Source organism: Aeromonas crassostreae (assembly GCF_054052445.1).
In genome coordinates this window covers 40,554-54,022 of the sequence record NZ_JBSTYM010000003.1, presented here as the reverse complement: position 1 = coordinate 54,022, position 13,469 = coordinate 40,554, and the positions used below count along the sequence as shown (strand labels likewise).

Annotated in this window: 10 protein-coding genes and 1 other RNA gene; 3 read left to right on the top strand and 8 right to left on the bottom strand. The window is 64.9% G+C overall.

Features of this window, described 5'->3' with window-relative positions; all coding sequences use genetic code 11:
* Nucleotides 1-345 precede the first annotated feature (345 nt).
* From gcvP to ACW5W4_RS03250, 6 genes are all read right to left on the bottom strand, one after another.
* Nucleotides 346-3,225 (bottom strand): aminomethyl-transferring glycine dehydrogenase, encoded by a 2,880-nt coding sequence (gcvP, locus tag ACW5W4_RS03275; protein ID WP_456688392.1) that lies wholly within the window; start codon nucleotides 3,223-3,225, stop codon nucleotides 346-348.
* A gap of 144 nt (nucleotides 3,226-3,369) precedes the next feature.
* Nucleotides 3,370-3,759, bottom strand: coding sequence for a glycine cleavage system protein GcvH (gcvH, locus tag ACW5W4_RS03270; protein ID WP_456688391.1), 390 nt, complete (start codon nucleotides 3,757-3,759; stop codon nucleotides 3,370-3,372).
* Nucleotides 3,760-3,833: 74 nt separating this feature from the next.
* Nucleotides 3,834-4,931, bottom strand: a complete 1,098-nt coding sequence (gene gcvT / locus ACW5W4_RS03265) for a glycine cleavage system aminomethyltransferase GcvT (RefSeq protein ID WP_456688390.1) — start codon at nucleotides 4,929-4,931, stop codon at nucleotides 3,834-3,836.
* 385 nt (nucleotides 4,932-5,316) lie between these two features.
* A complete protein-coding gene (locus tag ACW5W4_RS03260; protein ID WP_456688389.1) occupies nucleotides 5,317-6,549 on the bottom strand; it encodes an FAD-dependent 2-octaprenylphenol hydroxylase in 1,233 nt (410 codons plus the stop codon).
* A 3-nt stretch (nucleotides 6,550-6,552) separates the two neighbouring features.
* Entirely contained in the window at nucleotides 6,553-7,797 is a 1,245-nt protein-coding gene (ubiH, locus tag ACW5W4_RS03255; RefSeq protein WP_456688388.1) for a 2-octaprenyl-6-methoxyphenyl hydroxylase, read from the bottom strand.
* A 153-nt stretch (nucleotides 7,798-7,950) separates the two neighbouring features.
* Complete coding sequence (locus tag ACW5W4_RS03250; RefSeq protein ID WP_456688387.1) at nucleotides 7,951-8,520, bottom strand: UPF0149 family protein; 570 nt, start codon at nucleotides 8,518-8,520, stop codon at nucleotides 7,951-7,953.
* Nucleotides 8,521-8,692: 172 nt separating this feature from the next.
* On the opposite strand from ACW5W4_RS03250, the gene zapA reads away from it, so the two are divergent.
* Together zapA and ssrS are read left to right on the top strand one after the other, a co-directional pair.
* The gene (gene zapA, locus ACW5W4_RS03245) at nucleotides 8,693-9,049 is read left to right on the top strand and encodes a cell division protein ZapA (protein WP_408796979.1); all 357 of its coding nucleotides are present in this window, start codon (nucleotides 8,693-8,695) and stop codon (nucleotides 9,047-9,049) included.
* A gap of 17 nt (nucleotides 9,050-9,066) precedes the next feature.
* Nucleotides 9,067-9,249: non-coding RNA, 6S RNA (ssrS, locus tag ACW5W4_RS03240), on the top strand.
* Between the two features lie 74 nt (nucleotides 9,250-9,323).
* Here ssrS and ACW5W4_RS03235 read toward each other — a convergent pair.
* Nucleotides 9,324-11,615 carry an FdhF/YdeP family oxidoreductase gene (locus tag ACW5W4_RS03235; protein ID WP_456688386.1) on the bottom strand — a complete coding sequence of 764 codons (2,292 nt, stop codon included), beginning with the start codon at nucleotides 11,613-11,615 and terminating at the stop codon, nucleotides 9,324-9,326.
* Nucleotides 11,602-12,390 (bottom strand): formate dehydrogenase accessory sulfurtransferase FdhD, encoded by a 789-nt coding sequence (locus tag ACW5W4_RS03230; RefSeq protein ID WP_456688385.1) that lies wholly within the window; start codon nucleotides 12,388-12,390, stop codon nucleotides 11,602-11,604. Before ACW5W4_RS03230 ends, ACW5W4_RS03235 begins: the two co-directional genes overlap by 14 nt.
* Before the next feature lie 158 nt (nucleotides 12,391-12,548).
* Between ACW5W4_RS03230 and ACW5W4_RS03225 the strand changes: the two genes are divergently transcribed.
* Complete coding sequence (locus tag ACW5W4_RS03225) at nucleotides 12,549-13,439, top strand: LysR family transcriptional regulator (RefSeq protein ID WP_456688384.1); 891 nt, start codon at nucleotides 12,549-12,551, stop codon at nucleotides 13,437-13,439.
* Nucleotides 13,440-13,469: the final 30 nt, after the last annotated feature.

Sequence of the window (13,469 nt, the reverse complement as noted above, 5' to 3'; positions counted from 1 at the left end):
CTTGCGGCACGGGTTAAAGCCCGACACTGAGAGTGAAATCCGACACAGAGGGTGGCAAGCCGCGGCAAGTTCACAAAACATCGCGTTATCGCCAATGATGCGGCGGCAGTCTGTCGCAACTGGCGCAGGTGCGTCAATAGTGCCAGCTCGCATTTTGCCTCTATCGCCATGATCGCTATAAAGAGCCGACCGCGAGCGGGCCATCGGCGCTAACCAGCGTCACTTATATTGCGCAATCAATGCACAACATGCACAGCACAAATAGAAAGACCCTGCGATGCAGGGTCTTTGTGTTTCCAACGTCAATGTCACGGTTTCCAACTTGAATGGCCGTGATCAGCTGCCTCACTCCCCGACGTAATCCTCGGTCGGGATGCAGGAGCAGAACAGGTTGCGATCGCCGTAGACGTCATCGATGCGGTTGACCGAGGGCCACAGCTTGGCGGCACGCACGGCGCTGGAGGGGAAGACCGCCTCGGCGCGGGTGTAGGCGCGGCCCCACTGCTCGTCCATCACATCGTCCTGGGTGTGGGGCGCATTGACCAGGGGGTTGTCGGTCAGGCTCCAGTGCCCTTCTTGCACCTTGTCCATCTCGGCGCGAATGGCGGTCATGGCTTCGATGAAGCGATCCAGTTCGGCCTTGGACTCGGACTCGGTCGGTTCGACCATCAGGGTGCCCGCCACCGGGAAGCTCATGGTCGGCGCGTGGAAGCCGTAGTCCATCAGGCGCTTGGCCACGTCCATCTCGCTGATCCCCGAGACTTCCTTGAGCGGGCGTATGTCCAGGATGCACTCGTGGGCGACGCGATGGTTGCGACCGGTGTAGAGCACGGGGAAGGCGCTCCCCAGCTTCTTGGCCAGGTAGTTGGCGTTGAGGATGGCCACCTGGGTGGACTTCTTGAGTCCCTCGTCCCCCAGCATGGCGATATACATCCAGCTGATGGGCAGTATGCTGGCCGAGCCGAACGGCGCGGCGGAGACGGCGCCATTGTCGCGGCTCTCCTTGCCGGTCTTGATGACGGCGTGGCCGGCCACGAACGGCGCCAGATGCTGCTTGACACCGATGGGGCCCATGCCGGGACCGCCGCCGCCATGGGGGATGGCGAAGGTCTTGTGCAGGTTGAGGTGGGAGACGTCCGCACCGATGAAGCCGGGGGCGGTGACACCCACCTGGGCGTTCATGTTTGCGCCGTCCAGGTAGACCTGACCGCCATACTGGTGAACGATGTCGCACACCTCCTTGATGGTCTCCTCGTACACCCCGTGGGTGGAGGGATAGGTGACCATGAGGCAGGAGAGCCTGTCCCCCACTTCCGCCGCCTTGGCCCGCAGATCATCGAGATCAACGTTGCCGGACTTGTCGCAGGCGGTGACGATGACTTTCAGGCCCGCCATCTGGGCGGAGGCCGGGTTGGTGCCGTGGGCCGAGGCCGGGATCAGGCAGACGTCGCGATGCCCTTCGCCGCGGGACTCGTGGTACTTCTTGATGGCGAGCAGGCCCGCGTATTCGCCCTGGGCGCCGGAGTTGGGCTGCATGCAGACGGCGTCATAGCCGGTGATCTTGACCAGCCACTCTTCCAGGTCCGCCAGCAGCAGCTGGTAACCCTGGGCCTGCTTGAGCGGCGCGAAGGGGTGCAGCTTGCCAAACTCGGGCCAGGTCACCGGGATCATCTCGGCGGTGGCGTTGAGCTTCATGGTGCAGGAACCGAGGGAAATCATGGCGTAGTTCAGGGCCAGATCTTTCGCTTCGAGACGGTGGATGTAGCGCAGCATCTCGGTCTCGGAGTGGTACTTGTTGAACACCTCGTGGGTCAGCACGGCGTCGGTGCGCAGCAGCTCGGCCGGGATGCCCTGATGGGTTTGGGCCTTGCCATCCAGGGTCTCGATATCCAGACCGTGATCCTGGCCCAGGAAGAGGTCGAACAGCTCGGCCACATCAGCGCGGGTGGTGGTTTCAGAGAGGGAGACACCTACCGCACCGTCGAGATCGGCGCGCAGGTTGATGCCCACCCCTTCGGCCTTGGCGATCAGCGCCGACTTGTCGGCAGTTTGCACGGTGAGCGTGTCGAACCAGCTGTCATGCTTGAGGATCAGCCCCTTGGCGGTCAGCCCCAGGGCCAGGATGCTGGTCAGACGGTGGACGCGGCTTGCTATGGTTTTGAGTCCCACCGGGCCGTGGTAGACGGCGTAGAAGCTCGCCATGTTGGCCAAGAGCACCTGGGCGGTACAGATGTTGGAGTTGGCCTTCTCGCGGCGGATGTGCTGCTCGCGGGTCTGCATCGCCATGCGCAGGGCACTCTTGCCGCGGGCATCCTTGGAGACGCCGATGATGCGACCCGGCATGGAACGCTTGTAGGCGTCGCGGGTGGCGAAAAACGCCGCGTGGGGGCCACCGTAACCCATGGGCACGCCAAAGCGCTGGGCCGAGCCCAGCACCACGTCGGCGCCCAGCTCACCCGGGGACTTGAGCAGCAGCAGGGAGAGCAGATCGGCGCTGACGCAGGCCAGCCCCTTCTGGGCCTGGACCGCGGCGATCAAGGCACGCAGGTCGGTCACCTTGCCCGTGGTGCTCGGGTACTGGAACAGGGCACCGAACACCTCCTCGGCGCAGGCCTGCTCGGCCGGGGCCACCACCAGCTCGAAGCCGAAATGGACGGCGCGCTCGCGCACCACGTCGATCACCTGGGGGTGGACGTCGTCGGCGACGAAGAAGAGGTTGGACTTGGACTTGGCCATGCGCTTGGCCAGGGCCATGGCTTCGGCGGCGGCGGTGGCTTCATCGAGCAGGGAGGCACTGGCCAGATCCATGCCGGTCAAGTCCAGGGTCAGCTGCTGGAAGTTGAGCAGCGCCTCGAGACGGCCCTGGGCCAGCTCCGGCTGATAGGGGGTATAGGCGGTGTACCAGCCCGGGTTCTCCAGCACGTTGCGCAAGATGACGTGGGGCACGTGGGTGTCGTGATAGCCCATGCCGATGTAGCTCTTGGCGATCTGGTTCTGACCGGCGTAGCCCCTGAGCTTGGCCAGGGCCTCCACTTCGGTCATGGGGGCGCCGATGCCCAGAGGGCCATCGCGGCGAATGGCGGCGGGGACGGTCTGCTCAATCAGATCGTCCAGGCTCTCGGCCCCCACCTCGGCCAGCAGGGCGCGCAGTTCGCCCTCGCCCGGGCCTATGTGGCGGCGCAGAAAATTGGTTTTTTGCTCGAGTTCAAACAGTGACTGGGTCATTTCCCTATTTCCTAGTGGCTATGCCTGATAGCAGTTCTTGATGGTCGCGGCCGCCCGCGGGGGATGGGGCTGGCCCGGCGCCGCCTCGCGCGATGGGAGGGGCCATAGCAAAGGGCCCCGCGCGATGCAGGGCCCGGGGCGACATTACTCTTCGTCAACCACGTTCTGGTAGCCGTCGGCGTCCAGCAGGTTGGCGAGCTCGCCTTCGTCATCGAGCTTGATGCGGAACAACCAGCCGGCGCCGTAGGGGTCGGAGTTGACCAGCTCTGGGCTGCTTTCCAGCTCTTCGTTGACGGCGATGATCTCGCCGCTCACCGGGCTGTAGATGTCGGAGGCGGCCTTGACGGACTCGGCCACGGCGCAGTCATCACCGGCACCGACCTGCTTGCCCACTTCCGGCAAGTCAACGAACACCATGTCCCCCAGCAGATCCTGGGCGTGCTCGGTGATGCCGACCACGGCCTCGCCGTTGGCTTCGACGCGGATCCACTCGTGGGAAGTGGCATATTTCAGTTCGCTCGGGATATGGCTCATTTGTGCTTCCTTTATTCACTTGAATCATTGAACAGAACGGCCCCGGGCAGGCCCCGGGCCCGAAACGCTAAACGTTACACCAATTTCTGACCGTTGCGTACAAAGGCCGGCTTGGTCACCTGTACGGTCACCAGCTTCTTGCGGATCTCGACCTGGGCCTGCTCGCCGATGTCGCGAGGCACCCGGGCCAGGGCGATGGAGAGGCCCAGTGTGGGCGAGAAGGAGCCTGAGGTGATCACCCCTTCCCGGAGTGCGCCGGACGCGCTGGTGAAGCTGACCGGCATGCCGGCACGCAGCACCCCCTTCTCCTCCATCAGCAGACCCACCAGCTTGGGCTGATCCCCGGCGGCCTTCTGGGCTTCCAGGGCGGCGCGGCCGATGAAATCGCGGTCGGCAGGCTCCCAGGCGATGGTCCAGGCCATGTTGGCGGCGAGCGGGCTGACCCCCTCGTCCATGTCCTGGCCATAGAGGTTCATGCCCGCCTCGAGGCGCAGGGTGTCGCGGGCACCCAGGCCGCACGGGGCCACGCCCGCGTCCAGCAGTGCCTGCCACAGATCGCAGGCCTGGTGCTCTGGCACCACGATTTCGTATCCCTCTTCACCGGTGTAACCCGTGGTGGCGATGAAGAGATCCCCGGCCTGCACCCCGAAGAAGGGCTTCATGCTGGCCACGGCGGCGTTCTGCTCGGGGGTGAACACCTTGGCAACCAGGGTCTTGGCCTCGGGGCCCTGCACGGCAATCATGGCCAGCTCGGGTTGTTCGGTCACCGTCACCGCGAAGGGCGCTGCATGCCGGCGGATCCAGGCCAGATCCTTTTCACGGGTGGCGGAGTTGACCACCATGCGATAGAAGGTGTCGCCAAGGTAATAGGTGATGAGGTCATCGATGACGCCACCATCTTCGGCCAGCATGCCGCTGTAGAGCGCCTTGCCCGGGGTGGTGAGCTTGGCCACGTCGTTGGCCAGCAGATATTGCAGGAAGGCTTTCACCCGCTCGCCGGTCAAATCGACGATGGTCATGTGAGAGACGTCGAACATGCCCGCCTGGGTGCGCACCGCGTGGTGCTCCTCCAGCTGGGAGCCGTAGTTGATGGGCATCTCCCAGCCGTGAAAATCGACCATCTTGGCGCCGGCTTCCAGGTGCTTGGGGTGCAATACGGTAGTCTGGGTCATCGCTGTTTTTTCCTTAAAACCTGGACCGGCTCAGCCCCACCTTGAGCGGCTTGGGCCGGCGGCCACTGGGCCTGGGCTCGCTCCCGGCCTCCCTGGGGGCGACGCGGGACTGGTTCCTTCGATGGCGCGGATTATAAGACAAGCGCTGCGAAGCGCTGCTTAAAAAAAACTAATCCACAACATGCTGATAGCGGCCAAACACTATGACAAAAACAGCGGAAAAAACAGTATTGACCGGCATTTTACAGAGTTAAATTTTGATTTTTACCGTCTCGTCACAATTTAGAGGAAAACGTTTCGCCACCTTCCCATATTAAAGGCTGACGGCTCAGATGAGCACACCAGCCTCTCGGATTACTTTTATTGTTAAATATGGCGACTAGGATTAGTTTTTTTCAGCCAAGGATGCCCTCGCCCCCAGGGCCAGGGCCGGCAGCTCCCCCTCCAGCCCCATGGCGCTGCGGATCAGGCTCTGCTTGAGCGGTGCCATGGCATCGACCCCGTTCAGCCCCAGGCCCCGCACCAGTTTCTTGAGGGGATGACTCCCCCCGAACAGCCGCTTGAGCCCCTCCATGGCCGCCAGCATGCGGGCGGCCTCCGTCTTGCGCCAACGCTCATAGCTGCGCAGCTCCGCCAGGGCCCCTATGTCCTTGCCCCTGGCGAGCGTGGCCAGCAGGCTCTGCGCCAGGGCGGCGGCGTCCTGCAACCCCAGGTTGACCCCCTGCCCCGCCAGGGGATGTATGGTGTGGGCGGCATCCCCCACCAGCACCAGCCGCTCCCGGGCAAAGTCGCGGGCATAACGGGCGGTGAGGGGGATGGCACTGCGCGCCCCCTCCACCTTGCACAGGCCGAGCCTGGCATCGAACGCCGCCGTGAGCTGGCGGTTGAACGCCTCCTCATCCAGGGCGCACAGCGCCTCGGCCCGCGCCGCGGACACCGACCAGACGATGGAGCAGAGATCCGGCTGCCACAGGGGCAGGAAGGCGAGCGGCCCTTCGGGGGTGAAGATCTGGCGCGCCACGGCGCCGTGGGCTTCCCCCGTGCGCACCGTGGCCACCAGGGCGTGATGACCATAATCCCAGCTGGTGAGCGGAATGTCGGCCTGCTTGCGCACCCAGGAGTGAGCACCATCGGCGGCTACCACCAGCCTGGCCGACAGCACGCGGCCATCGCTCAGGGTCAGCAGGGCGCTATCGGGCCCCAGGCTCAGGGCATTGGCGCTGACGGGGGCCAGCAGCTCGATATGGCGCTGGTGGGCGATGGCCTCTTGCAGCGCCAGCTGGATCACCCGGTTCTCGGCGATGTGGCCAAGGTGCGCCAGCCCGAGACGGGCGGCATCGAACTCGATGCGGGCGAAGCTGTCGCGCTCCCACACCTGCATCCGGCCGTAGCCCTGCAGGCGGCGGGCGCAGATCCCCTGCCAGGCGCCGACCCCGCGCAGGATCTGCTGGCTGGCCAGGCTCAGGGCACTGACCCTGTTGTCCGGCGCCTCCCCCAGCTGCGGGTCGGGCAGCTGCCCCTCGACGATGGCGACCCGCAGGCGGCTCTCTTTCAGGGCGGCGGCGAGGGCCAGCCCCACCATGCCGCCCCCCACAATGATCAGATCGTAATGGGCCATGGCTTACTCCTTGCGGGCAGGAAACGGGGGCTGGAATCCCAGGGTCTGGCGCGCCAGGGGCTCCTTGAGACAGGGCAGCCGCGCCATCAGGGCGAGGGCCAGGTTGCGACCGGCCACCAGGGGGGCCAGGTCATTGGAGAAGAGCCGGGCCAGGGAGGAGGTGAGCCAGATGGTCGCCTCCTGATCGCCCTGGCGACACTGCCAGTAGCGGGCGAGCACCGGGTAGCCGCCAATGTCCTCCCCCAGGATCAGGGCATGGCAGAGGGCGGCGCACAGGGCATCGAGGTCGCGCATGCCGAGGTTGAAGCCCTGCCCCGCGATAGGGTGCAGCAGATGGGCGGCGTTGCCTACCAGCACGGTGCGCTGGCCCAGGGGATAGTCGGCGGCGGTGAGCGCCAGCGGGTAGCAGTGGCGTACCCCGGTGCGCAGGAAGCGGCCGAGCCGCCAGCCGAAGGCCTGCTGCAGCCGGTCGAGAAACCCCTGGTCATCGAGGGCCATGACGGTCTCTGCCTCGTCCCCCGGCAGGCTCCACACCAGGGAGCTGAGCCCTTGCTGCATCGGCAGCAGCGCCAAAGGCCCCCCCCGGGTGAAACGCTCGAAGGCGCGTCCGGCGGGATCCTCGGCGGTTTTCACCGTGGCAATCACCGCACTCTGGCCGTAGTCGTGGCGGCGCACCGGGATCTTGAGGGCCTGGCGCACGAAGGAGTGGCCGCCATCGGCCGCCACCAGCAGCCGGGTCGAGATCGACTGCCCCGATGCCAGGATCAGGTCGACGGCCTGCTCCCCGGGGATGACGGCGGTGAGCTGCACCGGGCAGAGCATGCGAATGTTGGCCGTCTGGGCGATGGCCTCCTGCAGGGCCTGACCGGCGGCGCTGAGCTCGATCACCTGGCCCAGGGCGGGCAAGCCGTATTCCGCCGCCGTCAGCCGGGTCTGGCCCGGGTGGCCTTTGTCGGAGACGTGGATCTGGGTGATGGGGCTGGCATGGGGAGCGAGCCTGGGCCAGATCCCGTGACGGGCCAGGGCCTCGCAGCTGCCGGCGGCCAGGGCGATGGCGCGGGCATCGAAACCGGGATGGGGGCCCTGCTCGGGGGCGCTCGCCTCCAGCAGCACTATCTGCAGAGGGGTGCCATCGGGGCGACGCAGGGCGGCCAGGGCCAGGGCCAGCACGGCGCCGCTCATGGCGCCGCCGACCAGGGTGACGTCGGCCTGCAATGAAGGAGGAACTGTCGGATCGATGTGAGACATGGGATGAAGAGAATCCGATAAAACGTGGGGGCATGCTATCACAGTTGCCCCAGGCGCAATGGGAGGCCACGGGCAAAAATGGCCACCGCCGCCAGCCCGGGCAGCCCGACGGGGCGCGGTGGCCCCGTCCTGGGATCCCCGGGCGGGCTGGGATCAGTGCAGGGTGGGCGGCGCGACCGGGGTATCCGGGCGCTTGCCAAACTCCTCGAAGCTCATCATGACCCCCAGCTTGACGTGCTCGTAGAGCACCAGGAAGGCCGCCTCGTTCTCGTCGTCCTCCTGATCGAACTCGTCCGAGACCTGGGTGATGTTGGCGATATCCTGGATCATCTCCTGCAGCTCCTCGGAGGCCTTGGAGAGCTCCTGCTGCACCACGCCAAATCCGGCCAGGAAGGCCTGGGACCAATCCACCAGGGCATCGATGCGCTCGTCCAGGGGGGCATCGTCGCCGGGCAGCAACAGCTCCACCCCCTTCTGAGCCATCAGGCTCTCGATGGCGTTCTGGTAGAGCTCCGACATCGCCTGGCGCACCTGGGCCGGCAGGCCGAAACCATCGTTGACCAGGTCGTTGAACGGCGCCAGCCAGCTCTTGTCATCCAGGGCCACGCCACCGCAGACGAGGCCGCAGATAACGCCATGGGCCTCTACCGCCGTGGCCATCAGCTCGTGCTGCTCCATCAGGTCGGCCAGGGCCGCGTAATTGGGGGGGGTTGTCTTGCTCATCTGGGATCCGCTCAAAGTTCAGTCAAATAGCCGGAATTGATGGCGAAGATCCTAGCATTCTCACCCGGTCAGAGCCAGCAAGGCCTTGAAACTTCTGCATCTGCGCTATATAGTCCCGGCCAGTTGTCCACACGGATAAGGGCGGAAACAATCCCGCCGTATTGAGGAAGGCATGAGCACAGAGGCCGTAGAAATCGTCGTCTTGGGACGTCCCTACAAGGTATCTTGTCCCTTGGGACAGCAGGATGCCCTGCGCCAGGCCGCCGACCAGTTATCCAGCAAGCTTGTGGAGCTGCGTCAGCGCTCCAAGGTCTCCAGCAACGAGCAGCTGGCCATCATGGCGGCGCTCAACTTTTGCCACGAGCTTTGCCTTGAAAAAGAGAAGAACCACCAATACTCTGAGACCATGGACAAGCGGATCAAGATGCTGCAACGCACCATAGAGGCGGCACTGATCGAGCACGGTCACTATGGCGACAGCAGTGAACAAAGTGGTGTCGTCAGCGACGAAGAGGGCGAGCAGCCTTAATTCGCGACCCGTTTTAAAATTCCCTGGAGTGTTTGTCAGCCGGTTCAAGTCCCCGAGCCGATAATCATACCCAACAGGGGATCGGCCTTCTGGCTATTGCGCATGCTCGGCACGACCGAGAAGCCTGCGGTCAGATTCGATTCCCGCCTTGAACCAACGGTTCAAGGGCCCAAACCGGCAACGGCATCTCCGGGGTACCAACAGCAAAAAGCCCGTCACCTGCGTGACGGGCTTTTTCTTTTTGGCCGCGGCCCCGCACCGGCCGCCCCTTCCCTCAGCGGCTTCGCAGCAGCGCCTCCTCGGCGCGGGAGGCGGTCACCAGCACGGGGATGGACTTGGAGGTGGGGGTAAAGGAGCCCTCTCCTATGCTGTCGATGGGCACCAGCGGGTTGGTCTCGGGGTAGTAGGCGGCGATGTTGCCCCTCGGTATCTCGTAGATCACCACCACAAAACCGGTCACGCGGCGCTCGCGGCCATCGTTGCAGATGGCGGCCAGGTCGACGCGCGTCCCCTCCTCAACGCCCAGCTGGCGCGTGTCCGCCTCGTTCATGAACACCACGTTGCGCTGGCCCTTGATGCCGCGATAGCGATCATCCATGCCGTAGATGGTGGTGTTGTACTGATCGTGGGAGCGCAGGCTCTGCAGCAAGAGCACCGGCTGATCGCTCATCTGTTCGGCGTGGCGGGTACACTCCGGCAGCACGGAGCGCGGCAAACGGCTTGCCCGAAACTCGGCGCTGCCGCTGGCGGTATTCCACGTCAGCAGCGCCGCGGCGTTCTCCAGATGAAAACCGCACGGCTGCTGGATGCGGGCGTTGAAATCGGCAAAGCCGGCGATGGTCTGCTCGATAAGGCAGCGAATGCGGCCGTAGTCATCGCGCAGGGCGAGCCAGTCGACCCGCTCGCGGCCCAGGGTGGCATGGGCCATGCGCGCCACTATGTCGGTCTCCGACAGGCAGAGCGGCGACACCGGCTCGGCCGCCCCGGTCGAGGCGTGCACCATGCTGAAGGTGTCCTCCACCGTGATCTGCTGGTTGCCGGTGCGCTGGATGTCCAGCTCGGTGCGACCGAGGCAGGGCAGGATCAGCGCCGCCTTGCCCACCTGCAGGTGACTGCGGTTGAGCTTGGTGCTGATCTGCACATTGAGCTCGGCCCGCTTCATCGCCGTGCAGGTAAACGCGGTATCGGGCGCCGCCGCCGCCAGGTTGCCCCCCAGGCAGACGAGCACCTTGCTCCTGCCCTCGTGCAGCGCCTTGAGCGCCTCATGAACGTTGTGGCCAGGGGCCTTGGGCAGGCTCACCTGCAGGTGGCGCTCGAGGCGCTCGATAAAGGCCGAGGTCGGCTTTTCGTTGATGCCCATGGTGCGGTTGCCCTGCACATTGCTGTGGCCACGCACCGGGCAGAGCCCCGCCCCCGGCTTGCCCAGCTGGCCGCGCATCAGGTGCAGGTTGACGACTTCGCGAATGGTGTCGACCGAGTGCAGATGCTGGGTCAGCCCCATGGCCCAGCAGCTGATGACGCGCGAACTTGCGCCAAACACCCGGGCCGCCTGCACTATCTCGTCGCGGGTCAGGCCGGACTGCAGCTCTATCTCGTCCCAACCGGTGGCGCGCACCTGCGCCTCATACTCATCGAAGTGGCGGGTATGGCGGGCGATGAAGTCTCTGTCCACCGCTTCCGGCGCCTGTTCCAGCAGGTATTTGGCCATGCCGCGGATGGCGGCCATGTCCCCACCCAGCTTGGGGGTCAGGTATTGATGGCTGATGGTGGTAGCCGCCGGGGTCAGCAGCTCCAGCGGGCTCTGGGGGCTGGCGAAGCGTTCGAGGGCCACCTCTTTCAAGTTGTTGAAGCTGACGATCTTGCAGCCGTTTTTCGCCGCCTTGCGCAGGGCGTTCATCATGCGGGGATGGTTGGTGCCCGGGTTCTGGCCATAGACGAACACGGCGTCGGCCCGATCGAAGTCATCCAGCACCACAGTGCCCTTGCCGACGCCGACCGACTGGGTCAGCGCCACCCCGCTCGCCTCGTGGCACATGTTGGAGCAGTCGGGGAAGTTGTTGGTGCCAAACAGGCGGCCAAACAGCTGATAGAGATAAGAAGCCTCGTTGCTGGCCCGCCCCGAGGTGTAGAACTCCACCTCGTCCGGGCTGGCCAGCCCCTTGAGGGTGTCGGCAATCAGCGCAAAGGCGTCGTCCCAGCTCACCGGCTCATAGTGATCGGTCGCCGGGTTGTAGCGCAGGGGTTCGGTCAATCGCCCCTGATACTCCAGCCAGTAGTCGCTCTGCCTGGCGAGCTGGCGCACCGAGTGGGCCGCAAAAAACTCGGCCCCCACCGTCTTGCCGGTGGACTCCCAGGCCACCGCCTTGGCGCCGTTCTCGCAGAACTGGAAGGCGCCATGGTCATTGTCCCCCCAGGCGCAGCCCGGGCAGTCGAAGCCATGGGTCTGGTTGACCCTCAGCAGGTTCTTGATGTTCTGCCGGGTCTTCTGGCTGCGCAGTACCTGCTTCATGGTGGATTGCAGGGAGGAAAAACCACCTGCTTTGGCAGGCTTGTCAATATGGCTCATGGCACGCTCCGATGGGATCTGCCGGGGAATAGCTGGAATAGCTGACCGGGGCATCAAGTTTGGGGATATGGACGACATTGAGGTGGTATTTGAGGGCCAGCCTGACCGCCAGCTGGCTGGGGGAAGCGAGACAGACCAGGTGGCGGGCGCCGTACTGGGCCGCCTTTTGCACCAGCTCGCTGCCGCAGCGGCTGGTCACCACCAGGGTGTCGCAGGCCAGTTGCCGGCGCAGCAGCAGGCCGATCAGTTTGTCGAGGGCATTGTGGCGCCCGATATCTTCCCGGCAGTGCAGGATCCGTCCCTGCCCATCCAGGGCCAGCGCCGCATGGAGGGCCCCGTGGCGCTGCCCCTTGAGCTGCCAGCGGGCTATCTGCGGTCGCAATCCGGCCAGCAGCTCGCCATCCAGGGGAGGCACAGGGGGCAGCGGGATCACCTCGGGAAAGGCTTGCTCGACGGCCTCCACCCCGCAGATGCCGCAGCCGGTCGCCCCGGTCAACCTGCGTCGGCGCGACTGGAGCCGGGCCAGGCAGCGATTGGCGATGGTCACATCCAGCACCAGCCCCTGCTCTGCGGTGGCGACCCGGATATCATGCACCTCGTGATTGTGGGCGATGATGGACTCGCCAAACAGAAAGCCGATGGCGAAGTCGTCCAGATCGTCCGGGGTCGCCATCATCACGGCATGGTTGATGCCATTGACGTTGATGGCAACCGCCACCTCCTCCACCAGATGATCCAGCGGGGGCAAGGCCGGGACGGGACTGTATTCGGGCATAAGGGTTGACCTAAAAATGCAGATTGCATTCAAGTTTAGAGAGCCATGCGGTGCAAAACCAATGAAATAAATCTATATCCCGATAGAGTCATTCTATTGACCTTGCGATTTCAATTGATTAATTTTTAACGCCATTCTCCCCTCGTCGCCCCCTCGCCATGAACATCAAGCAGCTGCACTATTTTCATGAACTGGCCAGACACCGCCACTTTGCCAAGGCCGCCAAGGCCTGCCACATCACCCAGCCCACCCTGTCGGCCAGCATCACGGCCCTGGAGAAGAACGTCGGCACCGATCTGGTGGTGCGCACCAGCCAGTTCGTCGCCCTCACCGAGGCCGGCGAGCTGGTGCGCCGCTACGCCGAGCGGATGCTGCTGGAGCAGGAGGCGCTCAAGCAGGAGCTGGCACTGTTTCATGGCGAGCTGTCCGGCACCCTGCGCATCGGCATAGTGCCCCAGTCCAATGTCGACATCATGCCGCTCATCGCCCGGTGCAAGCAGCGCTACCCAGATATCGTGATCCGCCTGGCGGTGCTCAGCAACGAGGCGCTCATCGCCCAGCTGGAGCTGCACCAGTGCGACATAGGGCTGGGATTTGACGATCCCCTGGGGGGTGGCAAGCGCGCCTTTCATCTCTATCCCCAAGGTGACAACCGGATGGCGGTGCTGATGAGCCGGGCCAATGCACTGCCCCAGACGGGCCCCATGACCCTGGCCAGCCTGCAACACAGACCCCTGGTGCTGCCCAGTCGCACCATGCAGTTTCGCGCCTACCTGGATCTCGCCGCCGAGCGGGCCGGGATCACGCTGGACCTGGTGCTGGAGACCGACTCCCTGTTCCATCTGGTGAGCGCCGTGCGCCACGGCCTGGGCTGGGCCGTCGTCAGCGCCGGCCTCGCCCACTCCGCCAGCCAGCTCGCGGATCTCGTCTGCCATCCCCTCGAGCCCCTCGAGGCGGGTCGCACCGTCTTCATGACGCGCCAGCACAGCATCACCCCCGCCATGCGGGCCTTTCTCGATCTGACCCAGGAGGCCCCCCTCTCCCCCTGACGCGCGCCGGCGACAGACGCCCCTTGACCC